Annotated in this window: 19 protein-coding genes, 1 tRNA gene and 1 pseudogene; 11 read left to right on the forward strand and 10 right to left on the reverse strand. The window is 67.7% G+C overall.

Annotation, left to right across the window (positions count from 1 at the left end; genetic code table 11):
• The first annotated feature begins 135 nt into the window (after positions 1-135).
• Both TSO221_RS03130 and TSO221_RS03135 read left to right on the forward strand, forming a co-directional pair.
• A complete protein-coding gene (locus TSO221_RS03130; RefSeq protein ID WP_146208688.1) occupies positions 136-1,278 on the forward strand; it encodes a hypothetical protein in 1,143 nt (380 codons plus the stop codon).
• 6 nt (positions 1,279-1,284) lie between these two features.
• Positions 1,285-1,875, forward strand: a complete 591-nt coding sequence (locus TSO221_RS03135; protein ID WP_109117028.1) for an SH3 domain-containing protein — start codon at positions 1,285-1,287, stop codon at positions 1,873-1,875.
• Between the two features lie 11 nt (positions 1,876-1,886).
• On the opposite strand, the gene TSO221_RS03140 is transcribed toward TSO221_RS03135, so the two are convergent.
• The 8 genes from TSO221_RS03140 to TSO221_RS03175 form a co-directional block, all read right to left on the reverse strand.
• Positions 1,887-3,701 carry a transglycosylase domain-containing protein gene (locus tag TSO221_RS03140; RefSeq protein WP_158283979.1) on the reverse strand — a complete coding sequence of 605 codons (1,815 nt, stop codon included), beginning with the start codon at positions 3,699-3,701 and terminating at the stop codon, positions 1,887-1,889.
• A gap of 74 nt (positions 3,702-3,775) precedes the next feature.
• Positions 3,776-5,290 (reverse strand): calcium-binding protein, encoded by a 1,515-nt coding sequence (locus TSO221_RS03145; RefSeq protein WP_109117030.1) that lies wholly within the window; start codon positions 5,288-5,290, stop codon positions 3,776-3,778.
• 141 nt (positions 5,291-5,431) lie between these two features.
• Positions 5,432-5,611, reverse strand: coding sequence for a YbdD/YjiX family protein (locus TSO221_RS03150; RefSeq protein WP_109117031.1), 180 nt, complete (start codon positions 5,609-5,611; stop codon positions 5,432-5,434).
• 14 nt (positions 5,612-5,625) lie between these two features.
• Positions 5,626-7,683: a carbon starvation CstA family protein gene (locus TSO221_RS03155; RefSeq protein WP_109117032.1), complete on the reverse strand. Its 2,058-nt coding sequence runs from the start codon at positions 7,681-7,683 to the stop codon at positions 5,626-5,628.
• A 339-nt stretch (positions 7,684-8,022) separates the two neighbouring features.
• Positions 8,023-8,559 carry a translation initiation factor IF-3 gene (gene infC, locus TSO221_RS03160; protein WP_109117033.1) on the reverse strand — a complete coding sequence of 179 codons (537 nt, stop codon included), beginning with the start codon at positions 8,557-8,559 and terminating at the stop codon, positions 8,023-8,025.
• Between the two features lie 75 nt (positions 8,560-8,634).
• Positions 8,635-10,587 carry a threonine--tRNA ligase gene (gene thrS, locus TSO221_RS03165; protein WP_109117074.1) on the reverse strand — a complete coding sequence of 651 codons (1,953 nt, stop codon included), beginning with the start codon at positions 10,585-10,587 and terminating at the stop codon, positions 8,635-8,637.
• Between the two features lie 214 nt (positions 10,588-10,801).
• Positions 10,802-12,490, reverse strand: a complete 1,689-nt coding sequence (locus TSO221_RS03170; protein ID WP_109117034.1) for a methyl-accepting chemotaxis protein — start codon at positions 12,488-12,490, stop codon at positions 10,802-10,804.
• Positions 12,491-12,712: 222 nt separating this feature from the next.
• Positions 12,713-13,930, reverse strand: coding sequence for a glycosyltransferase family 4 protein (locus tag TSO221_RS03175; RefSeq protein WP_109117035.1), 1,218 nt, complete (start codon positions 13,928-13,930; stop codon positions 12,713-12,715).
• A 29-nt stretch (positions 13,931-13,959) separates the two neighbouring features.
• Here TSO221_RS03175 and TSO221_RS03180 point away from each other — a divergent pair, with 29 nt between their 5' ends.
• The 8 genes and pseudogenes from TSO221_RS03180 to TSO221_RS03215 form a co-directional block, all read left to right on the forward strand.
• Positions 13,960-14,751 carry an alpha/beta hydrolase gene (locus TSO221_RS03180; protein WP_109117036.1) on the forward strand — a complete coding sequence of 264 codons (792 nt, stop codon included), beginning with the start codon at positions 13,960-13,962 and terminating at the stop codon, positions 14,749-14,751.
• An 89-nt stretch (positions 14,752-14,840) separates the two neighbouring features.
• On the forward strand, positions 14,841-15,053 hold the full coding sequence (locus TSO221_RS03185) for a DUF2061 domain-containing protein (protein ID WP_109117037.1): 213 nt from the start codon (positions 14,841-14,843) through the stop codon (positions 15,051-15,053).
• A gap of 69 nt (positions 15,054-15,122) precedes the next feature.
• Positions 15,123-15,213, forward strand: a tRNA-Ser gene (locus TSO221_RS03190).
• 383 nt (positions 15,214-15,596) lie between these two features.
• A complete protein-coding gene (locus TSO221_RS03195; RefSeq protein WP_109117038.1) occupies positions 15,597-16,892 on the forward strand; it encodes a TniQ family protein in 1,296 nt (431 codons plus the stop codon).
• A gap of 136 nt (positions 16,893-17,028) precedes the next feature.
• Positions 17,029-17,604, forward strand: coding sequence for a TnsA endonuclease N-terminal domain-containing protein (locus tag TSO221_RS03200; RefSeq protein WP_247877898.1), 576 nt, complete (start codon positions 17,029-17,031; stop codon positions 17,602-17,604).
• Positions 17,601-19,556, forward strand: a complete 1,956-nt coding sequence (locus TSO221_RS03205) for a Mu transposase C-terminal domain-containing protein (RefSeq protein ID WP_109117040.1) — start codon at positions 17,601-17,603, stop codon at positions 19,554-19,556. Before TSO221_RS03200 ends, TSO221_RS03205 begins: the two co-directional genes overlap by 4 nt.
• Positions 19,550-20,446 (forward strand): TniB family NTP-binding protein, encoded by an 897-nt coding sequence (locus TSO221_RS03210; protein WP_109117041.1) that lies wholly within the window; start codon positions 19,550-19,552, stop codon positions 20,444-20,446. The genes TSO221_RS03205 and TSO221_RS03210 overlap by 7 nt, the downstream gene beginning before the upstream one ends.
• 273 nt (positions 20,447-20,719) lie before the next feature.
• A pseudogene (locus TSO221_RS03215) lies at positions 20,720-20,842 on the forward strand (IS630 family transposase); the annotation flags it as partial.
• A gap of 100 nt (positions 20,843-20,942) precedes the next feature.
• Here the strand turns inward: TSO221_RS03215 and TSO221_RS03220 are convergent.
• Together TSO221_RS03220 and TSO221_RS34820 are read right to left on the reverse strand one after the other, a co-directional pair.
• Positions 20,943-21,524 (reverse strand): rhodanese-like domain-containing protein, encoded by a 582-nt coding sequence (locus TSO221_RS03220; RefSeq protein WP_109117042.1) that lies wholly within the window; start codon positions 21,522-21,524, stop codon positions 20,943-20,945.
• Between the two features lie 3 nt (positions 21,525-21,527).
• The gene (locus TSO221_RS34820) at positions 21,528-22,034 is read right to left on the reverse strand and encodes a hypothetical protein (RefSeq protein ID WP_146208689.1); all 507 of its coding nucleotides are present in this window, start codon (positions 22,032-22,034) and stop codon (positions 21,528-21,530) included.
• A gap of 59 nt (positions 22,035-22,093) precedes the next feature.
• Here TSO221_RS34820 and TSO221_RS36760 point away from each other — a divergent pair, with 59 nt between their 5' ends.
• Positions 22,094-22,354, forward strand: a complete 261-nt coding sequence (locus tag TSO221_RS36760) for a helix-turn-helix transcriptional regulator (protein WP_109117043.1) — start codon at positions 22,094-22,096, stop codon at positions 22,352-22,354.
• Positions 22,355-22,625: the final 271 nt, after the last annotated feature.

A 22,625-nucleotide genomic window follows, 5' to 3' on the forward strand; every position in this document is an offset into this window, starting at 1 on the left:
GAGTATGCGGCTGGGCCGGATCCGGAGCGGTGCCGGTCGAAAAGCCGCTTCCCTTCCGCACCGCTTCGCGGTACCGCTTTTGATGATGGGTGGGCGGGCGAAAAAGCCTTGCGCGGCAACGGAACGAGGTGGGTGATGGCGCGACCGGCGGCGTGGCGGATGACGGCGCCTTGGGTGGTGGCGTTGGGTATCGGGCTGACGCTGGCTGGACCGTCGCAGGGCGCCGATCCGGCGCCGGCACCGACCCCCGCCGCATCCCCCCTGGCCGACACGGTGCGGCACGAGGTCGCGCGGCAGGTGCCGCCCTCCTGGCGGGTCGACGCGGTGATGCTGGAACCGCCCGAATCGGCGACCGGGCCGCTGCGCGTCGCGGCGCGCCTCAAGCTCGCCAAGCCGACCTACGTGGTGGACGGCCGGGACGGCCCCTACGCCTTCGTCCTTCCGGTGGCCGAGGCCGGGGCCGAGAAGGTGCTGACCGGCATCGCCACCACCGCCAAGGCGCGCGACGGCAGCTTGGCCGTGAAGCTGGAACTGCAGAACCCGGAGGTGCTCGACAGCCTGGGCAAGCCGGCCGAGGAACTGCCGGGCAAGGTGGTGGTGGTCGGGTCCGAGGAGGCCAAGGCGGTGCGCGCCAAGCTGGACGCCGAGGCCAAGCAGCGCCTCGCCGACGAGCAGGCCCGCCGCCAGCGCGAGGAGGAGCTGCTGACCGAGCAGCGCGCGGTGGCCGAGGCCGAGACCGAACGCCTCGCCGGCGAACGCCAAGCCGTGGAGGCGCGCGCCGCGCTGATCGGCGAGGTGCGCAACCGCCTGCTGTCCGGCGACCGGGGGACGCGCGTCGCGGTGTACGAGGCGGTGCTGGGCGGCAACGATCCGGCGCTGCGCCAGTTCGCGGTGGAGGCGGCGCTGCAGAGCCGCGACCCGGTGCTGGCCAACCTGGCGCTGAAGGACTGGATCGCCCGGCGCAAGACCATCCCGGTGCTGCTCTACGCCACCAAGGAAGACCCCAACAGCGACACCGTGCTGCGCAACCTGGGTCCGCTGACCATCGAGGTGGAGGGCTTCGCCGCCGTCAACGGCGCCTTGCAGGGCAAGATGGGGGCGCCCGGCTACACCATCGCCGCGCCCGCGGTGGCGGTCGGCACGCTGGCGCAGACCGAGCTGACGGTGAACACCTACGGCTGCAGCCTGACCCTGCGCCTGACCGAGCATCGCACGCTCGACGGTCTGTACCGCTGCCAGACGCTGCCGACGCTGGTCGCGCGCGTCACGCTGGACTGACGCGCGATGCGCCGGCAAGCCCTGCTGCTCACCCTGGCGCTGCTGGCCCTGCCCGCTGCGACGGTGCGGGCGCAGACAGCGCAGGCACCGGCCGACCGGCTGACCCCGCGCCCGCCGCCCGCCGCCGTGCTGCCCAAGGCGACCCCGGTGCACGCCGAGCCGAAGGGCCGCGCGCCGGCCGGCGTGGCGGTGCTGCAGCCGCTGCCGGCGGTGGCGCCGCCGCTGTCGCCGGTCGTGGTTCCCGGCGAGGCGCCGGCCATTGCCGCCGCGGCCCCGACCACCACTCCGGCCGCTCCCGCCGCCCCCCCGCCGGCACCCGCGGCCAAGCCGAAGGCCGTCGCCGAGGCGCCGAAGCCGGAGCCCGCCAAGCCCGCGGACAGGAAGCCCGCCACCCGCACCGTCTACGCCAAGGAAGGCATCTACATCCGCGCCACGCCGAGCCGGAAGGGCACGGTGCTCGACACGCTGGAGGAGGGCGAGGCGGCGCAGGTGCTGCCCGACAAGGCGCCGGAGGAGGGCTGGGTGCGCATCGCCCGCAACGGCCGTCCGGTGGGCTGGGTGTCCTCGTCCTTCCTGACCGAGCGCCGGCCGAAGTAGCGGCGGACGCGTCAGCCCTTCCGCAGCTTCGCCGCGTCCTGCATGAAGCCGCGCCAGACCTCGGCGGGGACGGAGCCGCCGCTGACGCCCTTCATCGGCGCGTTGTCGTCGTTGCCGACCCACACGCCCACCGTCAGGCCGCCCGCGACGCCGTCGGCAAAGCCGATGAACCACGCGTCGCGGTAGTCGTTGGTGGTGCCGGTCTTTCCGGCTCCTCCCTTGATGAACGCCGCCCGCCCGGTGCCGGTGGTCATCACCTCGCCCAGCATGGACGTCATGACCGCCGCGGTGCGGGCGTCGAGCACACGTTCCGCCGGCGCGCCTGGGTAGGCGTAGACCTCGCGGCCGCGCGGGTCGAGGATGCGCTGGAAGGCGTGCGCCTCCACCTTGGTGCCGCCGTTGCCGACCATCGCATAGGCCTGGGTGAGCTGGAGCAGGGTCGTCTCCGCGTTGCCGAGCGCCAGGCCGAGGTTGGCCTCCAGCGGCGTCTCGACGCCGAGGCGGCGGGCCATCGCCACCACCTCGTCGACGTGCCCGGCGGTCAGCCGCGCCGAGGCGGTGTTGACCGAGCGCGCCAGCGCCTGCCGCAGCGTCAGCTGTTTCGGATACGCGTCGTCGAAGTTGCGGATCGAGCGGCCGTCGGCGAAGGCCAGCGGCGAGCCGTCGATCATGCTGTCCGGTGTCAGCCCGCGCTCCAGCGCCGCCAGGAAGACGAACAGCTTGAAGGCCGAGCCCGGCTGCCGGCGCGCCTGGAGCGCCCGGTTGAAGTGGTCGTGCCGCGCCGCCGCGTCGCGCCCGCCGACCATCGCCAGCACCTCGCCGCGGTCGTTCAGCGCCACCAGCGCGTACTCGGCGTCGCCCAGGCGCTTGGCGTTGCGCTGGGCGGCGCGCTCCAGGCTGCGCACGGCGGCGGCCTGGAGGTCGCGGTCCAGCGTGGTGCGCACGGTGAAGGTCGGCCCCGGATCGGTGTTCCCGCCAAAGCGGGCGGCGTGGAAGCGGCGGAAGCGGGCGTTGGCGGTCTCGCGGAAATGGCCGGCGATGCGGACGCCCAGCCCGTTGGTCTCGGCCAGGTCCAGCGTCTGGCGCTTGGCGGCTGCCGCCTGCTTCCCGGTGATGAAGCCGGCGTCGGCCATGGCGTCCAGCACGATGCCCGCCTTCTCCTCGTTGCGTGCGCGGTCGGCGAACGGGTTGAGGCGCGACGGCGCGGTCAGCGAGCCGATCAGCGCCGCCGACTCCTTCAGCGTCAGCTGCGCCGCCGGATGGCCGAAGTACAGCTTCGCCGCCGCATCGACGCCGTAGGCGCCGAAGCCGAAATAGACGCGGTTGAGGTACAGGTAGAGGACGGTGCGCTTGCCGACCTTCTCCTCGAAGTCCTGGGCGCTGATGATCTCGTAGGCCTTGCGCTCCCAGCGGCCGTAGTCCTTGAAGAAGATGTTCTTCATGGTCTGCTGGGTGAGCGTGCTGCCGCCCTGGCTGAAGCGGCCGGAGGTCACCGCCACCGACAGCGCCCGCGCCAATCCGAAATAGTCCAGCCCGTCGTGCTCGAAGAAGCGCCGGTCCTCCTTGGCGATCAGCGCCTGGAGCAGGTGGCGCGGCATCTTTTCGATCGGCACGATCTCGCCGTAGTTCTCGCCGACCGAGCCGAGGAAGCGTCCCTGCCGGTCCAGGTAGCGCACGCCGTCGCCGCGGTTGAAGGCGGCGATCTCCCCGGCGGATTTGAAGGTCTCGCCGAACAGCTCGACCGCGGCGGCCGGCCCGGCGACGGCCAGCGGCACGGCGAGGGCGAGCAGGGCGGCCGTCTTGCGGAGAAAGGAGGGGAGGGGCATCGGCGGCATCGTGGCGGAAGACGCCGCAGAGGTCGGGACCAGGTGGGGGTTCTACAATGCACTACCACCTAATTTCAGGCAGGCGCCGCCGGCTTGCCGTCATGCTTCAGCAGCGTCCGGACGTCAGTGGTCGTGCCGTCCATGAAGCGGACGGTGGGGTTTGCGTTGCCGGTCCAGCCGACCAGGGTGATGGAGTCGTTCTCGCCGAACCGGAGTCGGAGCGTGTCGCCCTCGACGACGGCGCGGATCTCGGACGCCTTCATCGGGCTGTCGAGCCGCACGGTCACGTTTGTGGCCGGATCGGCGGCGTGAACGGTGTCGTGGCCGTCCCCGGCCTGGAAGATGATCTGGCTGGTCTCCGCACCGTCCGCAGGGCCGGCGATGGTGATGTCGTCGTCGCCGCGTCCAGCTTCGACCACGCTTCCCGCGCCGGCGGTGATACGGTCCTTGCCGCTGCCGCCGCGGACGAGGCTGTGCGTGCCGGCCGTGATGGTGTCGTCGCCATCCCCGCCTTCTGCCCAGGCATGCCCGCCCAACTCGATGTGATCGTTGCCGTCCCCACCCTGCGCGATGCCACCGTCGCCGCCCTTGATCGTGTCATTGCCGACCCCGCCCAAAGCGCGGCCGTAGGCGCCGACCTGGATGCCGTCGTCACCGGCTCCGCCGGTCGCAGTGCTGCGATCCCCCGCGACGATCACATCGTTGTCGTCTCCGGCCAGAACGGCGGAACGCTCGCCGGCAACGAGCGTGTCGTTGCCGTCTCCGCCGTCCACCCGCGAATTGTCGCCCGCCGTGACGACATCGTTGCCGCTATCGCCTGCCAACCAGGACTGATGGCCGCCGACGAGGGTGTCGTTCCCGCTGCCGGCGAACGCCGCCGAGCGGTTGCCGACGGTCAGCGTGTCGTTGCCGGCCTCCCCGTGGGCCACCGACCGGTGACCCGCCACGACGGTGTCGTCACCGCTTCCGCCGATGGCTCTGGCCAAGTCGCCGAGGACCAGAGTGTCGTTGCCGTCTCCGCCGTATGCCCGCGAGCGGTCGCCGACGACGATCCTGTCGTCGCCCTGGCCGCCATCGACGGCGGCGTGCGTGCCGGCCAGCAGCACGTCGTCCTGCTTGCCGCCCTGCAGCCGCAGGCGCGCCTCGTCCTTCAGAGTGAAGCGCGTTTCAACGGTCGGCGTGGTGCTGCCGTCACCGCCTTCCAGTCGCAGCCGCGTTTCCATGTCGAAGGTGTAGCCGCCCGGCATTTCGGTGCTTCTGACGATGCCGATGGTGCTGTTCCGTTCCGTCGAAATGACGAAGACGGTGTCGCTGGAGGATTTGACGCCGGTGATGGGCTGCGCCAAGGCGCGCGCGGTGGGAAGCCAGCGGGGGTCTTCGGGCGCCCGTCGCAGCGCCACGTCGCGCAGCTTTTCCAGAACCGAGATGAGATCCCTGATGCGTCCGGCGTGGGAGGAGATCTCGACGCTGTCCCCGCCGTAGGAACGGGGGGAAGGCAGGACAGACATGGTGCCGGCAGGGTGGCGGCCGCCCGGAGTCCACCAGGGCGCGGAGCCGCTCATCACCCCGTCGTTGCGGATCGTTGCCATTTTGGCCTCGCAAGGGGAGAGTTTTCCCGCTCTATTCAACCCTAGGGTAATTAATGAGTCCTTAAGGCGTGGAACGCCGCCGGGTGACGGCAACAAAAAGCCCGCCATTTCCGGCGGGCTTCCTGCCGAGCATCGGACCGCTCAGCAGCAGCGGTTCACGCCGCTCCATTTGCGGTCCAGCTCGCTGGCATAGAACTCCTCGCGGCTCAGTGGCGGCACGTCCCGGTGCAAGCGGTTGTGCCGCTCCAGATACCGCTCGAACGCGTCGTCGCCGGTGATCTGGCGCAAACCCTCCCAACCGGCACGCAGGACGTGCAGCATGACCCGGCCTCCGCTCAATCGTCGCCGCCGACGGGGTGCGCCTCCCAGGGGTGCTCGCTCAGCGGCGGCACCGGTTGGCCGTTGAGATGGCGCAGCGAGAGGCGGGCCGCCTCGATGATCACCACCCACAGCACCGCCACGAAGAACACCGTCAGCGCCGCGTCGAGCCGCTGGTTGAAGATCAGCTTCGGCGCGGAGGTCAGCGCCGGGCCGGTCAGCGTGCCGGCGGCCAGCTTGGCGGCCAGCGCGTCGGCGCCGGCCAGGAAGCCGACGCGCGGGTCGGCGGAGAACAGCTTCTCCCAGGCGGCGTAGGTGGTGATGACGGCGATCACCGCCGTCGGCGTCGCGGTCACCCAGGCGTACTTCGCCTTGCCGGACTTCACGAAGATGACCGTCGCCACGGCCAGCGCGATGGCGGCGAGCATCTGGTTGGAGATGCCGAACAGCGGCCACAGGATGTTGATGCCGCCCAGCGGGTCGATGACGCCGATGTAGAGGAAATACCCCCACGCCGCCACGAACAGGCCGGAGCTGAGCAGCGTCATCGGGTACGACCGGGTGTTGGCGAACGGCTTCCAGATGTTGCCCAGCAGGTCCTGCAGCATGAAGCGGCCGACGCGGGTGCCGGCGTCCACCGCGGTCAGGATGAACATCGCCTCGAACATGATGGCGAAGTGGTACCACAGCGCCAGCATCGACTTGCCGAAGGCGCCGGCGAAGATGGTCGCCATGCCCACCGCCAGCGACGGCGCGCCGCCGGTGCGGGCCAGCAGCGAGGTTTCGCCCATGTCGCGGGCCAGCGTGTTCATGGTCTCCGCGGTGACCGGGAAGCCCCAGCCGGAGATGGTGGCAACCGCCTTCTCGACGGTCCCGCCGACGATGCCCGCCGGCGAGTTGATGGCGAAGTAGACGCCCGGGTCGAGCACCGCGGCGGCGATCAGCGCCATCAGGCCGACGAAGCTCTCCATCAGCATGGAGCCGTAGCCGACCATGGGGATGTCACGCTCGTTGGCGATCAGCTTGGGCGTGGTGCCCGACGAGATCAGCGCGTGGAAGCCGGAGATGGCGCCGCAGGCGATGGTGATGAACAGGAACGGGAACAGGTTGCCGGCGACCACCGGGCCGGTGCCGTCCATGAAGCGGGTGAACGCGGGCATCTTCATCTCCGGCTGGAGGACGACGACCGCGAACGCCAGCAGCATGATGGCGCCGATCTTGATGAAGGTGGAGATGTAGTCGCGCGGGGCGAGCAGCAGCCACACTGGCAGGATGGCGGCGACGAAGCCGTAGCCGATGACGAACATCGCCAGCGTTGTGCCGTCGTAGTCGAACCAGGCGCGCAGCGGGCTGTGGTCGAGCCAGCCGCCGCCCGCCGTCGCCAGCAGCAGCAGCGCCAAGCCGATCAGCGAGCCCTCCAGCACCCGGCCCGGCCGGATGTTGCGCATGTAGACGCCGACCAGGATGGCGATCGGGATGGTGGCGAACACGGTCGAGGTGCCCCACGGGCTGTGCTTCATGGCGTTGACCACCACGAGGCCGAGGACGGCGACGATCAGCACCATGATCATCAGCGTGCCGAGCAGCGCCGCCGAGCCGGCCACCGGCCCCAGCTCGTCGCGGGCCATCTGGCCCAGTGTGCGGCCGTCGCGCCGCGTCGAGCAGAACAGCACCACCATGTCCTGCACACAGCCGCCGAACACGGCGCCGGCCAACAGCCACAGCGTGCCCGGCATGTAGCCGAACTGCATGGCCAACGTCGGGCCGACCAGCGGGCCGGCGCCGGCGATGGCGGCGAAATGGTGGCCGAAGGTGATCCAGCGGTGCGTCGGCACGAAGTCGCGGCCGTCGTTGATCCGCTCCGCCGGGGTGGCGCGCGTCTCGTCCACCACCATCAGCTTCGCCGCGATCCAGCCGGCGTAGAAGCGGAACGCCAGCGCGTACACGCCGGCGGCGGCGCCGATGAACCAGATGGCGTTGATGGTCTCGCCGCGGTTCAGCGCGATGCCGCCGAGTCCGGCGGCTCCGAGGACGGCGACGGCGACCCAGATCAGAGGCCGCAGTTTTTCGGGCATGATGTCACCTCGTGAGTGCTCCCCGGCGGGGAAGGGCGCGGCGGCGGGCATCGCTGTGCGGGCGCGCGCTCTTCCGGGCGGGATCCGTGTCGGCCGGCAGGGTCGAAGGCACGGCGTCGTCATGCGCGTGGCGGTCGAACGGCTGCCGGGAAGTGGCTGATGCTACCGCCGTGCCTCGGCGTGATACATGCGACGGCGCGTCGCATACTAGAATATCAATGTGCGGATCGTCCGGAGGTCGGAGCGATTCCCTCCCCCGGCGGGGTTGGGGGGAGGGGATTCAAACAAAAAGCCCGCCGTCTCCGGCGGGCTCTTTTTGAAGCAGGCGGTGAACCGCGGTCACTTCGGCGACAGCACCATGATCATCTGGCGGCCTTCGAGCTTGGGCATCTGCTCGACCTTCGCCAGTTCGTCCAGGCGGTCGCGCACGCGCATCAGCACGTTCATGCCGATGTCCTGGTGCGCCATCTCGCGGCCGCGGAAGCGCATGGTCACCTTGACCTTGTCGCCTTCCTCGAGGAAGCGGGTCGCGGCGCGCATTTTCACGTCGTAGTCGTTGTCATCGATGTTCGGCCGGAGCTTGATCTCCTTGACCTCGATGATCTTCTGCTTCTTGCGCGCCTCGGCGGCCTTCTTCTGCTCCTCGTACTTGAACTTGCCGTAGTCGAGGACCTTGCAGACGGGCGGCTCGGCCTGCGGGGCCACCTCGACGAGGTCGAGGCCAGCCTCCTCCGCGGCCATCAGAGCGTCGCGCAGCGAAACAATGCCGACCATCTCGCCGTCGGCGCCGACGAGACGGACGGAACGCGCCGTGATCTCCCGGTTGATCCGCGGTCCGTCGCGGGTCGGGGCGGCTTCCTGTGGTAACCTGGCTATGGAACCCTCTCCATGGTTATGGACCCCGTCCGGCGGGCCCCCGGCTCAGCGGCGGGCCCGGCGAACGGCGGTCAATCAGAATGGCGAATCGAAGCCACGGTCCCCGGCCGGGGACCGCGCCTCTTCAGTAAGTTTATTGACTGCGGCGTCAAGGGCAAGAACTTCCTGATCCTTACCGCCGAGGTACCGCATCGCCACCGTCCGCTCCTCCGCCTCGCGGCGGCCGACGACGACGATCACCGGCACCTTCTGAAGGCTGTGCTCACGGACCTTCAGGTTGATCTTCTCGTTGCGGACGTCAAGCTCGGCCCGGATTCCACGCGCCTTGAGGATCTTGTGGACCTCCGCCGCGTAGCCGTCGGCCTCGTTGGTGATGGTGGTCACCACCGCCTGCACCGGGGCCAGCCACAGCGGGAACTTGCCGGCGTAGTGCTCGATCATCATGCCGATGAAGCGCTCCAGCGAGCCGAGGATGGCCCGGTGCAGCATGATCGGCCGATGTTTCGCACCGTCCTCACCGATATAGTGAATGTCGAGCCGTTCCGGCAGGTTCGGATCGTACTGCAGCGTGCCGCACTGCCAGGTGCGGCCGATGGCGTCGGTCAGGTGGAACTCCACCTTCGGGCCGTAGAAGGCGCCCTCGCCCGGCAGTTCCTCGAACTCCAGCCCGGCCGAGCGCAGCGCGCTGCGCAGGCCGTCCTCGGCGCGGTCCCACAGATCGTCGGACCCCGTGCGGACGTCCGGGCGCAGCGCCAGCTTCACGTCGATCTTGTCGAAGCCGAGGTCCTTGTAGACGCCGAGCTGCAGCTTGAAGTACTCCGCCGCCTCCTCCGGCACCTGGTCCTCGGTGCAGAAGATGTGCGCGTCGTCCTGGGTGAAGGCGCGCACCCGCATGATGCCGTGCAGGGCGCCCGACGGCTCGTTGCGGTGGCAGGAGCCGAACTCGGCCATGCGGATCGGCAGGTCGCGGTAGGAGCGCAGCGCGCTCTTGAAGATCTGCGTGTGGCCTGGGCAGTTCATCGGCTTGACGCCGAGCTGCTTCTTGCCCTCGTCCGCCTCCACCTTGAACATGTTGTCGCCGTACATGTCCCAGTGGCCGGACGCCTTGAACAGCGAGCTGTCGATCAGCTGCGGCGTCTTCACCTCGACGTAGCCGGCCTGCTCCAGCCTGGTGCGGATGTAGGTCTCGATGGTGCGGTACAGCGTCCAGCCCTTCGGGTGCCAGAACACCGAGCCGACCGCCTCCTCCTGCACGTGGAAGAGGTCCATCTCCTTGCCCAGGCGGCGGTGGTCGCGCTTCTCCGCCTCCTCCAGCATGGTCAGGTAGGCCTTCAGCTCCTTCTCGTCGCGCCACGCCGTGCCGTAGATGCGCTGCAGCATCGGGTTGCGGCTGTCGCCGCGCCAGTAGGCGCCGGCCACCTTCATCAGCTTGAAGGCGGTGCCGACCTTGCCGGTGGAGGGCGCGTGCGGGCCGCGGCAGAGGTCGAGCCAGTCGCCCTGGCGGTAGACGCTGATCGCCTGGTCGGCGGGGATCGCCTCGACCAGCTCGGCCTTGAAGTGCTCGCCGTGGGTCTTGAAGTAGGCGACGGCGTCGTCGCGCGTCCACTCCTCGCGCACGAGGGGGGCGTCGCGCTGGACGATCTCGCGCATCTTCGCTTCGATCTTCGCGAGGTCGTCCGGCGTGAACGGCTCGTCGCGCGCGAAGTCGTAGTAGAAGCCGTTGGCGATCGCCGGGCCGATGGTCACCTGGGTGCCGGGGTACAGCTCCTGCACGGCCTCCGCCAGCACGTGGGCGGCGTCGTGGCGGATCACCTCCAGCGCGTCGGGGTGGTTGCGGGTGACGATCTCGATCCTGACGTTCGACGTGACGGTGGTGGTGAGGTCCTTCACGGTGCCGTCGATCTTGACGGCAAGAGCATCCTTGGCCAGACGCTGGCCGATGGAGGCGGCGATCTCCGCCCCCGTGACCGGCCGGTCGAATTCGCGCACGCTGCCGTCGGGCAGCGTGATGGCAATGCTGGACGTCACCGGATTCACCGTTCGCTTCCGTTGTTCATGCGGGTCCGACTCGCGCCGGAACGCGCGAGACTCTAAAGGCGTCGCGGTGCAAGTCAAGTATGGGGGTTGAAATGAGGGTATTGCCCCCACCCTAACCCTCCCCCGCTTCGCAGGGGAGGGAACTCCGCCGCTCTGCCCCCTCCCCTGCGAAGCGGGGGAGGGTTAGGGTGGGGGCAAGCGGCCCTTACGCCGCCTTCACCCCATCGAGGAACCCATGCACCAGGTCGCGCAGCGAATCGGCCTGGGCGGACAGGCCGGACGCCGCGTCCAGCACGTCGCGAGCGGCGCCGTCGGTCTGGCGGGCGGCGGCGTTGACGCCGCCGATGGTGACGCTCACCCGCTCGGTGCCCTGCGCCGCCTGCTGGATGTTGCGGGCGATCTCGCCGGTGGCGGCGCCCTGCTGCTCGATGGCGGTGGCGATGGTGGTGGCGATGCCGTCGATGCGGGTGATGACCTCGCCGATCGAGCGGATCGCCGTCGCCGTGTCGGTGGACACCCGCTGGATGCCGGCGATCTGCTGGCCGATGTCCTCGGTGGCGCGGGCGGTCTGGGTGGCGAGGTTCTTCACCTCGGTCGCCACCACGGCGAAGCCCTTGCCGTGCTCGCCGGCCCGCGCCGCCTCGATGGTGGCGTTCAAGGCCAGCAGGTTGGTCTGGCTGGCGATGGAGTTGATCAGTTCCACCACCTCGCCGATCTTCTCGGCGGCGTCGGTCAGGCCGCGCACCTGCTGGTCGGCGCGCTGCGCCTCGCCGACGGCGTGGCGGGTGATCTCGGTGGAGGTGGCGACCTGCCGGCCGATCTCGCCGATCGACGCCGACAGCTGCTCGGTGGCGGTGGCGACCGCCTGGACGTTGGCCGAGGTCTGCTCCGACGCGGTCGCCACGTCGGCGGCGCGGCTGGTGGTGTCCTGGGCGGTGGCGGTCATGCCGTTGGCGGTGCTGCGCATCCGCTCGGCCGAGGTGCGGACGGTGGCCAGCACGCCGGTGACCTCGCGGTCGAAGCGGTCGGTCAGCGCGACGATGGCCTGGGAGCGGGCCAGCCGCTCCTCCGCCGTGCGCTGCTGTTCCTGCGCCAGGTCGCGGGCCTGCCGCATGGCGTCGCGGAAGACGCACAGCGCGCGCGCCATGGCGCCGATCTCGTCGCCGCTGTCGGTGTCGGGCACGGCGGCGTCCAGGCGGCCGGCGGACAGCTCCTGCATGGACGCCGTCATGCGGCGGATCGGGTTGACCATCATGCGGATGGCCAGCACGCTGGCCAGCAGGATGGTCAGCGGGATGCCGACCGCCGGCACCGCGATCAGCAGCCGGCTCATGGTGGTCTGGAACGCTTCCAGCTCGGCGCTGAGGCGGGCGATGGTGGCGTTGTCGGTCTCCGCCTGCTTCTGCAGCAGGACGTTCAGCGCCTGCCGGTTGGCGCGGTTGGCATCGTTGTCGCCGTAGCTGCGCGCCTCGGGGATGGAGGCTTCGCGGCTGAGGCGGACCAGCTCGGTGCGGAAGGTGATGAACTCGCGCACCTTGGCGGCGATCTCCTGGTTGTGGGCGCGTTCGGCGGCGGGGGTGATCGCCGACCACTCCTTCATCAGGCGGTCCATGCCGGCCAGGTTCTTGAGCAGGGGCGGGGCGTACTTCTCCGCCTCCTTGCCGTCGCGCGCCATGTAGATGCCGCGGGAGTCCATCACCACGGCCAGCACCAGGCCGTTCATGCGTTCGCCGTCCATGGCGCGGGCGGAGGCGTTGGTGATCTCGTCGACGTAGCCGTCGTAGGTGCGCATCGCCTGCACGCCCAGCGTCGCGATGGCCACGGCGATCAACGCCAGCGCGGTCACCACCATGCCGAACTTCCGCGAGATCGGAAGATCCTTGAGAAGGCGCATGACTCCCCCCTTTATGACCTCTGGCCTAGGCTTCCCGGCTAGGGCCTTTTGTATTTATCGTGACTTGGGAATTCTAAAATTCCATGAACGACTATGCGTCATGCCAAATCTTGCCCGCAAGGGGGTGTGACAAAAAGGCTATCGAGGTCTTCACCGTCTTTTCACGATGTGGAATTTTGCCGCACCGCGAAGGTTGAATATTGCCGAGTATCGGCAATGGCCTTACGCGGCCAGCAGCTCCGCGTACACCGCCAGGGTGTCGGCGCACATGCGCTGCTTGGTGTAGCGCTCGGCGACGAAGGCCTGGGCGTGGGCGCCGATGGCGGCGCGCTGCCCGGCCGTCATCGACAGTGCCTCGTCCAACGCCTTGGCCAGCGCGTCGGCGTCGTCCGGCGGCACCACCCAGGCGGTCTCGCCGGGCAGCACGGTCTCCTGCCAGGCGCCGATGGCGGTGACGATCACCGGCTTGCCCATGGCCTGCGCCTCGACGATGACGCGGCCGAAGGCCTCCGGCTCGCGGGAGGCCGAGACCACGACGGTGGACAGCATGTAGGCGGCGGCCATGTCGCTGCAGTGGTCGGTGATGTGCACCACGCCGGCCAAGCCGGCGCGGCGCGCGCGCTCCTCCAGCTCCTGCCGGTAGCCGGAGCGCCCCTGGTCGGAGCCGACCAGCAGGCACACCACGTCCTTGCGGCCCAGCTTGGCCAGCGCGTCGATCATCACGGTCTGGCCCTTCCAGCGGGTCAGCCGGCCGGGCAGCAGGATGACCGGCCGGTCCTCCGGCAGCCGCCATTGGGTGGCCAGCTGGATCAGGCGGGCGGTGGTGACGCGTTCCGGCGCGAAGATCGCCGGGTCGTAGCAGCGGTGGACGAGGCGGACGGCCGCCGGGTCGACGTCGTAGTTCTTCAGGACGTGGTCGCGGATGAAGCCGGAGATGGCGATGACCCGCTCGCCGCGCGCCATCACCGAGTTGTACCAGCGCTTCAGCCCGTTGGAGAAATTGTACGGCGCATGGAAGGTGGTCATGTAGCGCGCGCCGGTGCGCTGCGCCGCCATCCAGGCGCTCCACGCCGGGGCGCGAGAGCGGGCGTGCACGATGTCCACCCCGAAGTCGCGGATGATCTGTTCCAGCCGCCCGGCGTTCTTGCGGATGACCAGGGGGTTCTTGCTCTTCAGCGGCAGCGTGATGTGGGCGACGCCGGCGCGGTCCAGCTCGCGCACCATGGGGCCGCCCTCGGAGGCCACCAGCGGCGTCGCCCCGGCCTCCGCCAGCGCCAGCGCCACGTCGATGCAGCCGCGCTCGGCCCCGCCGGTCACCAGGTTGGGCAGCACCTGCAGGATCACCGGCGGCCGGCGGCCGGGCTGGCGGAAGGCCGCTGATCCCCCCGTGGGCGCATTGCCCGTTGCGTCGGCGGTGGTAAGGTGCGGATCCAGAATCATGATGCCCGAAACGCGAATGTGGTGAAGCCATGAGCGAACGCGCGCACGCCCCGGCGGGCGGGCACAATAGCCTGACCCGCGGCGAGGCCACCATAGCCTATCGTCACACCCCCTCCTCTCGGCCCGGCGCGTCGCCGGGTGTGATGTTCTGCGGTGGCTTCATGTCCGACATGACCGGCACCAAGGCGGTGGCGCTGGAGGCCTGGGCGGCGATGCGCGGCCTCGCTTACACGCGCTTCGATTACCAGGGCCACGGCGTCTCCAGCGGCCGGTTCGATGACGGCACGGTCGGCGTGTGGGCCGAGGACGCGCTGGCGGTGCTGGACCATGTGACGCAGGGGCCGCAGATCCTTGTCGGCTCCTCGATGGGCGGCTGGATCGCGCTGCTGGCCGCCCTGCGGCGGCCGGAGCGGGTGGCCGCGCTGGTCGGCGTGGCGCCGGCCCCCGACTTCACCGAGGATCTGATCTGGGATGCGCTGGGCGACGACGTCCGGGCCACGCTGCTGCGCGATGGCGCGTGGTGCCGCCCGTCGCAGTACTTCGACGATCCCAAGCCGGTGACGCTCAAGCTCATTGAGGACGGGCGGCGGCACCTGTTGCTGCGCGCCCCGATCCCGTTCGCCGGCCCGGTGCGGCTGCTGCACGGCATGATGGACGCGGACGTGCCCTGGCAGACCAGCCTGCGCCTCGCCGATGCGCTGGTGGGGACCGACGTGCGGGTGACGCTGGTGAAGGACGGCGACCACCGCCTGTCGCGCGACGCGGACATCGCGCTGCTTTGCCACACGGTGGGCGAGGTGGCGGACGAGTTGGCGCCATAGGGCGAAGCTATCGCTGCGGTCCGGATTCGCGATTGGACCGCGCGAGCCGCGGCCGGCACTCTCCATCTGCGGCATTGATGGAGGGGGCCATGGCCAAGACGTTGAGCTTTGCGTGCGTGCACTTCACGGTGGCGTTCACCCTGGGCTACCTGATGACAGGCAGCGTGGCGGTGGGTGGTGCGGTGGCGCTGGTCGAGCCGCTGTGCAACACGGTGGCCTTCCACCTGCACGAAAAGGCCTGGGCCTGGCTGCGCGAGCGCCGCGCCGGCGTGGCGGCGGAGCCGGCGATGGCCGCTGCGTAAGGTGCGTTCGGCACCTCAAAACAGGGGCTTGCGATCCGCCGCGGGGATGGCTATAAACGCGTCCTCCGCGGAGGGGTGGCCGAGTGGTCGAAGGCGCACGCCTGGAAAGTGTGTATACCCCAAAAGGGTATCGAGGGTTCGAATCCCTCTCCCTCCGCCACGAATTTAGCCCAAGCAACTGGTTTGCTGTCGCTTTCGCCTTTAGGTGAGAATTGCGGCTTATAAGTGAGAGTGCGACGCGCATAAGTGAGACGAAACCGCACTCTCCGGATCGGATTTCCCAAAGTCTTCCAACGAATTGATGGGGTGGTCGGGCGCCTCTGAGGAGTCGCGCGGCCTTCAATCCGTAATTCGTCGTCTCAATCCTGAAATTCGGATTCTTCTCGCCTAAAGGGATCACCGTCAGGATGGAGTCCTTCGGGACCGAATCACGCGGTGGTGTGCGGCGCGAAGCATGTGGCGACTGTCCGGACGTCTCCGCGACAACGGTGCCGCCGACCCGGATCATGGGGCCTTCCGGTCCAACGTTCGGGAGCCCTGGGGATGCTGCCAGCCGCCGATGACCTCTGGCCGGGGCGGCCGCCCCTTCTGGAGGATGAGTCTTTTTCCTCCTGGTTCGCTCGCGTTGCCGCCGCCAACGGTCTGCGGCCTGCCGAATTGTACCGGCTCGTCCAGCCAAGCGGTGGCCTCCGTCCACGGGACCTCGACCGCTACGGCGACATCCATCTGCTGGGCGCCATGGCCGACAAGACCGGCGTTTCCAGAGAGGCTCTGGAGCAATCCACCTTCCGCCGCTGGGCCGGATGGGCGTTCGAGCGGGACGATGGCTTGGTCAAGCTGGACTGGCTACCGCCGGCCGGGCGGGAGAAGGCAAAGCGGTGCTTCGGCCAGCAGGTATGCCCGTCATGCTTGGCAGAAGACACCACTCCCCACCTGCGGCTGGAATGGCGCCTATCCTTCCTAACCGTCTGTCCGATGCACGGGCACCTTCTGCTCGACCGTTGCCCCGCCTGCAACGAGCCGTTCAGCATTCTGCGCCAAGAACGCCGGGAAGGCGTCTGCTGCTGGTCCTGTGGCGCCGACGTGCGCCGCTTCACAGGGGATCATCCGCCTGTCGATCCGATTCCGGTGCAGCAGAACCTGCTGGACACGCTGAATCAGGGATGGCGGACGCTGGGCAGCTACGGCCCCGTCTATTCGTTCGCGGCTTTGGAGATACTGGCGCTGATCGCCCGCCGGATCGCTGGCGGCAAGTATGCCTATGGGCTGAGGGAATGGATCAGCCTGCACGAGCCCCGGCTGTCCCTGCCGCCCGAAACCTTACCACGGGTTCATGACTGGGCGTTGCTGACTCCGAGGGCCCGGTGCGTGCTGGTTGCCATGGCGCATCACCTGCTCGGCGACTGGCCTCACCGCTTCATAGTTGCGGCGCGGTCTGTCGGGATGGCGAGCTCCTCCGTGTACAATCCGTCTAATGAGTACGTGCCCTTCGCCTACGCCCATGCCGTCGAGTGGCACCTGAAAGAGCCTCACAAGTTTGGAGCCCGCTACGAAGTAGCCTCTGCCAAGTCTGTTCTGGAGCGGCATGGCATCAAGCCGACCTACCGGAACTTGAAAGAACTGGTCGGCACCAAGCTCGCCGCCATGAGCGAAATGGCGGAGCCGGTCGGGCAGGCCACTCCTTGGGGGCAGGGGCGGTACTGGAAGCTCGACGGTGTCTCGGCCGAGGTGAAGGAGGCCGCGCGTCACGCGGCCCATCGATCGGGCGAAAATGTCGCGGCTTGGCTAGATAAAGTATTGCGGAAGGAGTTGAAGCTACCAGATATGCGGTTATCCTAGTTTCGCGGGAGGGGTTGCGTATCGGATATTCCACTGGTTGTAGCTGTGGGGTCGTTCCATGTCGGTCCGTAAAATCGGGCTCTGTTACCGAAGCGTCGGTGGTCGGGTGCCCATGGGGGCTGGCCGGGCGGCCGTCATGGTCGAATCGACGTTGGAGCGGGACTTCGCCCTTCTACAGCGGTTCGACCCGGCCGTTGCCGGCATCGAGGAGCAACCGGTGCGCATCGAGTACCGGGTCGGCCAGGGAACCAAGCGCCACTACGTTCCGGACTTTCTCGTGACCTACCAGGACGCTGCACGGCCGACACGGTTGGTCGAGGTCAAGTACTCCACCGACCAGCACCTGTTGACCGGATCTCTGGAAGAGCGATTCGCCGCGGCCCGAGATTACGCCGCCGAGCGCGGCTGGGTCTTCGCGCTGGTGACCGAGAAGGAGATCCGCACCCCAAGGCTGGAGAACGCGACTTTCCTGCTTCCCTTCCGTGACCGGCCGCCAGATCCGGCATTTCGCGACCGGATGCTCGAGGCGACGGGCCGGGAACCGGTCACCGTGCAGGAACTGGCCGATCTCGTCGCCGGCGATGCCGGTGACCGCGCGCGGGTGCTGCCCAGTCTGTGGGCCTTGGTCGCGCGCTTCGAGATCATGGCGGACCTCGACCAGCCGATCACCATGCGGACCGTGCTTCGGCGGCCCAGGAGAGGAAGCGCATGACAAAGCGGTTCAGCTACAGTCCTGGCGCGGCCGTGAAGCACCAGGGGCGCTCTTGCACCATTTTGGAGGCGGTCACGGCCTCGTCCGTTCTGATCGAGGACGCTGAGACGAAGGAGACGCAGGTGGTGCCGGTCTCCCAGCTGTCGTATCCGGATGGTCAGGAGAAGGCGGAACCGAAGCGGCTCCTGGACAGCCTTCCCGACGACGATCTGGCCGAGGCGAAGCGTCGCTTCGCCATCATCAAGCCGCTGGTCCGCTGCGAGCGCCGCAGCCACGAGGACGTGAAGTGGGTGGCCGAGCAACATGGAATTGGGCTTTCCACGCTCTACCGCTGGATCAAGACCTACGAAGGCCGGCGGCTTATGTCCGACCTCGCTCCGCGGCGTAAGGGCAGGGCCATGCCCAAGCGCTTGGATCCCGCCATCGAGGCGGTCATCGAGAGCGTGATCAAGGAACTCTACCTGTCCAAACAGAAGGTCACCGGCGAGGAGGTGATCATCGAGGTCCATCGTCGCTGTCGGGTCGCCAAGCTGACCAGGCCGGCCGGAAGCACGATCCGTGATCGCCTCCGGGCGGTGGACCCCAGGGAGAAGGTGCTGAAGCGCGAGGGCAAGAAGGCGGCGCGCGACAAGTTCGGTTCGGTGAAGGGGGAGTTCCCCGGTGCCGATTCGCCGCTCGCCGTCGTGCAGATCGACCACACGCTGCTCGACATCATCGTGCTGGACGAGGAGATGCGTCTGCCGATCGGCCGCCCCTGGCTGACGCTGGCCATCGACGTCTTCAGCCGCATGGTGGTCGGCTATCACTTGTCGCTGGACCATCCGAGCGCCTTCGCCGTGGGGTTGTGCCTGTGCCAAGGCATGCTGGGCAAGGCGGCGGAACTGGAGCGACTCGGCATCAAGGGTGAGTGGCCGGTGTGGGGCAAGCCCCGCATGATCCACTCCGACAACGGTAAGGACTTCCGCAGTTACCTGATCCAGGACACGCTGGACCAGCATGATGTACGCTACGAGTTCCGCCCGCCCAAGACCCCGCACTACGGCGGACATATCGAGCGGCTGTGCGGCGCGCTGGGCAAGAAGATTCACGCGCTGCCCGGCGCCACCTTTTCCAACCCCAAGCAGCGGGGCGAGTACAAGTCCGAAGCCAAGGCAAAGATGACGCTGGAGGAGCTTCGGAGATGGCTCCTGAACCGTATCGTTGGCATCTACCACAACAAGGTTCATGAGGGGATAGGCTTCCCACCGCTGGCCCGGTGGAACGAGGGTATCGTCGGCAGCGACCGCATGCGCGGCCGTGGCCTGCCCGAGCCGATTCAGGACCCGCGCCGCCTCCGTCTGGACTTCCTACCCTTCATTGAGCGCACGGTACAGCCTGAAGGCATCGTCTGGGACAAGATCTGGTACCGCGACCCGTTGCTCTCCCAGTGGGTGCGGGCCGATGAAGGGCGCCGCCGGCGAAAGTTCAAGGTTCGGCGCGACCCAACCGATATCTCGAAGCTCTACTTCCTCGACCCGAGCCTGGGTGACTACGTGGAAATCCCCTATAGGGACTATGGCCGCCCCTCAATCTCGCTGTGGGATTACCGGGCGGTCGAGGCCTACCTGCGGCGCCAGGGCAAGGCGGCGGAGAACGAGGCCGCCATCTTCGAAGCCTACGAAGAGATGCACCGCATCACGGCCGAGGCGGCGCAGCACACCAAGCGCGTGCGCCGGGAGCAGGCCAAGCGGGCAGAGTTGCGCAAGCATCGCGCCGCCCTGACGCTGGATCCGCCGCAGTCGCCAGAACCGGTGGCGCTGAAAACGCCCCCACCAAAAACGCCCCGTCAGCGCGAGGGACATCTGGCACTCGTGGTTGACAACGAGCAGCGAACGCCGGCCAAGCCTTCGACCTCCGCAACGGACTTCGACTTCGACGACAGTGAGATCAGGACGGGCGTGGAGGAATGGTGATGCATCTTGAGCCGTTTGCTGGGGGCGGTTCGCTGGAACTGGGAATGTCTGCCGAAGACATCGCTACCCGGATTCGCCGGATCAGGAGCCCCCGCTACGTTGAATACGACACCGGAACGGCCGTGCTCGACCGGTTGGCTTGGCTGTACAACCACCCCAACGTGCCGAGACCGCCTTGCAGCCTGATCTATGGCGATACGAACAACGGGAAGACGGCGCTCGCCTACAAGTTCGTGCGGGACCACAGCCCCAGCGAAGACAGTCCGGATTACGGCAAGCGCCCGGTGGTCTACCTCCAATCTCCTCCGTTCGCCGACGTGAACGGCTTCTACGACGCCATCCTGCGCGCCCTGAAGGCGCCATACCGTTCAACCGCCAGAGCCCAAAGCAAGTGGGACCAGCTTCTGGTTCTTCTCGGCGCGGTGGGGACGCGGGTGGTAATCGTGGACGAGGTCAACAACCTGCTGGTTGGCAAGGTCGACCAACGCTCGATGGTGCTGAACAGCCTCAAGAGCCTGAGCAACGAACTGAAGATATCCGTCGTCGCCCTGGGAACCCAGGATGCCGTGCGCGTCTTTCAGACCGACCAGCAACTTGGCAACCGGTTCGAGCCCATGGGGATTCCCCGCTGGGCGGTGTCCAACGAATACGCCGTGTTCATTGGGCGCTTTGCCCAGGGGCTGCAGCTGAAGCAGGAAAGTAGCTTCCGCTCAAAAGAACTGGTTGGCCGGATCCACCGCTTGGCCGAAGGACTTACGGGCGAGACCTGCAAGCTGCTCGCTCTGGCGGCCGAGATGGCGGTGCAAAGCGGCCGGGAGGTCATCGACATGGAAACGCTGGACCAGATGCCTTGGGTGATGCCGAGTGAGCGGAGGAAGGCGGCGCGGTAAATCTCACCGCCTGGGGCTTGTGGCGTGTCCCATGAAGTGAGGCTTGGGTCGTATAAAATGAGAACGGGCGGGGCCGCAAGGTGCCGCCCGTTCTCATCTTATGGGTAACACTACCTAAGCGGAAGCGTCTGGGTTGTAAGCCTCGGCTGGGAGCTGCGGCGATTGCCGGTTGACGTTGGCGTTCAGGCTGCGGACGCTGCGGCAATGTTCCAGGGCAGCAGGTCGGCGATGCCGTTGATCGGGTGATCAGCGATGCGGCCGAGGACATCGCGCAAGGTGCTGGCGCTGACCTGTTCGGAACCACCCGGCGCCGTTACTCACTGGACGGGCCGGGCGCTGGCCAAGACGGTCGGCATCAGCCTGCGCGCCGTTCAGCGCATCTGGGAGGCCAAGCGCGCACGATCCTCCGGTCCAACGATGACGCTGACGGTCTGAGCCATGCCGACAGAATCGCACGTCGGCGCCGCTCTATGAATCCTATGTCTGCGTCAATGCACTAGCGACTTTCGATCGAGGTCTCCGTGGGCAGACCGGCAGCCATCCAGGAGGTCTGCCCTCCGCGATACCACTTCACGTTGGTATAGCCCAAAGCCACAGCGCGCAGAGAGGCGTTGTACGACAGCCAGCACTGGGCACTCAGGCAGAAAAACACGAGCGGCTTTCTACGGTCACCTGCGGTAAGGGTGTTCAGGCGCTCGGCCATACGGACCTGCACCCGGTCGTTGAGGTTCTCGCCCAACCCCGCACCGTTCAACCAGAGTGCCGTGGGAATGGTGGCGTGGGCGCCGCCTCCGAGCACGTCGATGAGCACCGCGTCGGGGCTCGAGGCGATCAGCGACAGCACTTCTCCGGTCGTGATCGTTTGTGCGCCAGGCACCACGATGGGGGTTTTGCTGTGATAAGCTCCTGTGAAAACGCTATCGCGCGGTGGCACCTCCCAATTCACCGTTTCATCAGCGTAATTGCTGCCTGTTAGGACGATCTTTCCGAGTTGGGCGCGGTCGACCGGTGCCGTCGTCTGGCATCCGCCGAGCACCGCGGCGGCCAAGCTGACGAGGATGATGAAGATGCGGGGCATGGTTTACTCGCAAAAGCCGTTGATGACCCAGCGAAAGGCGCCATCAGCGGCACGCTGGCATTGGAGGGTGACGCCGCGGCAGAGGGGATGTTCAGTGATCGGCATTCCGCACGCCGCGGACGGACCACTCATGGAAACTGGAAAGAACGACGCCGTCGTGCCGCCACCTTGCGTGTCTGTGTAGTACACCCGAATCATCCGTTGCGTGGCAGCAGGCTTTGCTTCGTCGGCCGGACTGCCTTCGGGCAGCGGTACACGACTGGCACCTTCGATGGGCGCCTGGGTAGACGCCAACGTACCTGCATCGAGAGGAATCTGAGGAGGTGCGTCCATTGCGAGCGCGCCGGTCCTCATGGACAGCACACACCAACCGGCTAGGAGTAGATGCCGGAGCGTTGGACGTGCAAGGGCGGTTGGGTCGGCCATCGTGATTCTCCGGCGCAGAATGTGGCTGTCCTTCGCCGTCAGCCGGTTGAGCCATCGTTTCCGAGCGATGGCATCCGCGAGCATCGAGCGACTTCAGATATATCTTATGGTGATCGGAACGGCAACACTGTGCCATCCAGCGGATGGTCAACGTTGCCGTTCAGTTTGGCGCCATCTTGCGAGATCTGCGCGTCGCCAATAGCCTCTCCCAGGAGGAACTGGCCTATCGTGCAGGCATGAGTGTACCTTACCTCAGCGACCTGGAGCGCGGGCGGTCGAATCCGTCGCTGGCGATGATCGTCGATCTCGCTCTGGCGCTCGGCGTTCATCCGTCCCAGATGCTGGAAGCGTTGAAGATCGACGCCGCCGGGCAGCCGTCCCGCCGCAAGCGTCCCAAGGAGTGAGCGGTTCGGCCCGCCTACGCCTTCTCTGGGGGCTCTTCGGCGGGCCGGTTCCCCACATCTCCTGCACCACGCCCAGGGACGTGACCTGACCCGCTGCACCCCGCTTGTGTCCACATCCGACCGCAGGAGCATGCCGCGGGTGGGGACACGACCCGTTGACCAAGGACCATTCTGAAATAGCTCATGTGGGATGGTGCATTGCGATGAGCTTCCAAAATTGCATAATTAGACCGGTCATCTGCGCCGCATGTGTATGTTCTAAGAGTGTCTT

This window comes from Azospirillum sp. TSO22-1, assembly GCF_003116015.1.
Taxonomy (GTDB): Bacteria; Pseudomonadota; Alphaproteobacteria; order Azospirillales; family Azospirillaceae; genus Azospirillum.

Coding starts and splice junctions, on each gene's coding strand:
- TSO221_RS03150 (WP_109117031.1), bottom strand. CDS start 5,611: ATGCTGCACGTCCTGCGTGCCGGTTGGGAGGGTTTGCGCCAGATCACC.
- TSO221_RS03170 (WP_109117034.1), bottom strand. CDS start 12,490: ATGCGCCTTCTCAAGGATCTTCCGATCTCGCGGAAGTTCGGCATGGTG.
- TSO221_RS03135 (WP_109117028.1), top strand. CDS start 1,285: ATGCGCCGGCAAGCCCTGCTGCTCACCCTGGCGCTGCTGGCCCTGCCC.
- TSO221_RS03185 (WP_109117037.1), top strand. CDS start 14,841: ATGGCCAAGACGTTGAGCTTTGCGTGCGTGCACTTCACGGTGGCGTTC.
- TSO221_RS03155 (WP_109117032.1), bottom strand. CDS start 7,683: ATGCCCGAAAAACTGCGGCCTCTGATCTGGGTCGCCGTCGCCGTCCTC.
- TSO221_RS03130 (WP_146208688.1), top strand. CDS start 136: ATGGCGCGACCGGCGGCGTGGCGGATGACGGCGCCTTGGGTGGTGGCG.
- TSO221_RS03205 (WP_109117040.1), top strand. CDS start 17,601: ATGACAAAGCGGTTCAGCTACAGTCCTGGCGCGGCCGTGAAGCACCAG.
- TSO221_RS03200 (WP_247877898.1), top strand. CDS start 17,029: ATGGTCGAATCGACGTTGGAGCGGGACTTCGCCCTTCTACAGCGGTTC.
- TSO221_RS36760 (WP_109117043.1), top strand. CDS start 22,094: ATGGTCAACGTTGCCGTTCAGTTTGGCGCCATCTTGCGAGATCTGCGC.
- TSO221_RS03175 (WP_109117035.1), bottom strand. CDS start 13,930: ATGATTCTGGATCCGCACCTTACCACCGCCGACGCAACGGGCAATGCG.
- TSO221_RS03195 (WP_109117038.1), top strand. CDS start 15,597: ATGCTGCCAGCCGCCGATGACCTCTGGCCGGGGCGGCCGCCCCTTCTG.
- TSO221_RS03140 (WP_158283979.1), bottom strand. CDS start 3,701: ATGCCCCTCCCCTCCTTTCTCCGCAAGACGGCCGCCCTGCTCGCCCTC.
- TSO221_RS03180 (WP_109117036.1), top strand. CDS start 13,960: ATGAGCGAACGCGCGCACGCCCCGGCGGGCGGGCACAATAGCCTGACC.
- TSO221_RS34820 (WP_146208689.1), bottom strand. CDS start 22,034: ATGCTCGCGGATGCCATCGCTCGGAAACGATGGCTCAACCGGCTGACG.
- TSO221_RS03220 (WP_109117042.1), bottom strand. CDS start 21,524: ATGCCCCGCATCTTCATCATCCTCGTCAGCTTGGCCGCCGCGGTGCTC.
- TSO221_RS03210 (WP_109117041.1), top strand. CDS start 19,550: ATGGTGATGCATCTTGAGCCGTTTGCTGGGGGCGGTTCGCTGGAACTG.
- TSO221_RS03145 (WP_109117030.1), bottom strand. CDS start 5,290: ATGGCAACGATCCGCAACGACGGGGTGATGAGCGGCTCCGCGCCCTGG.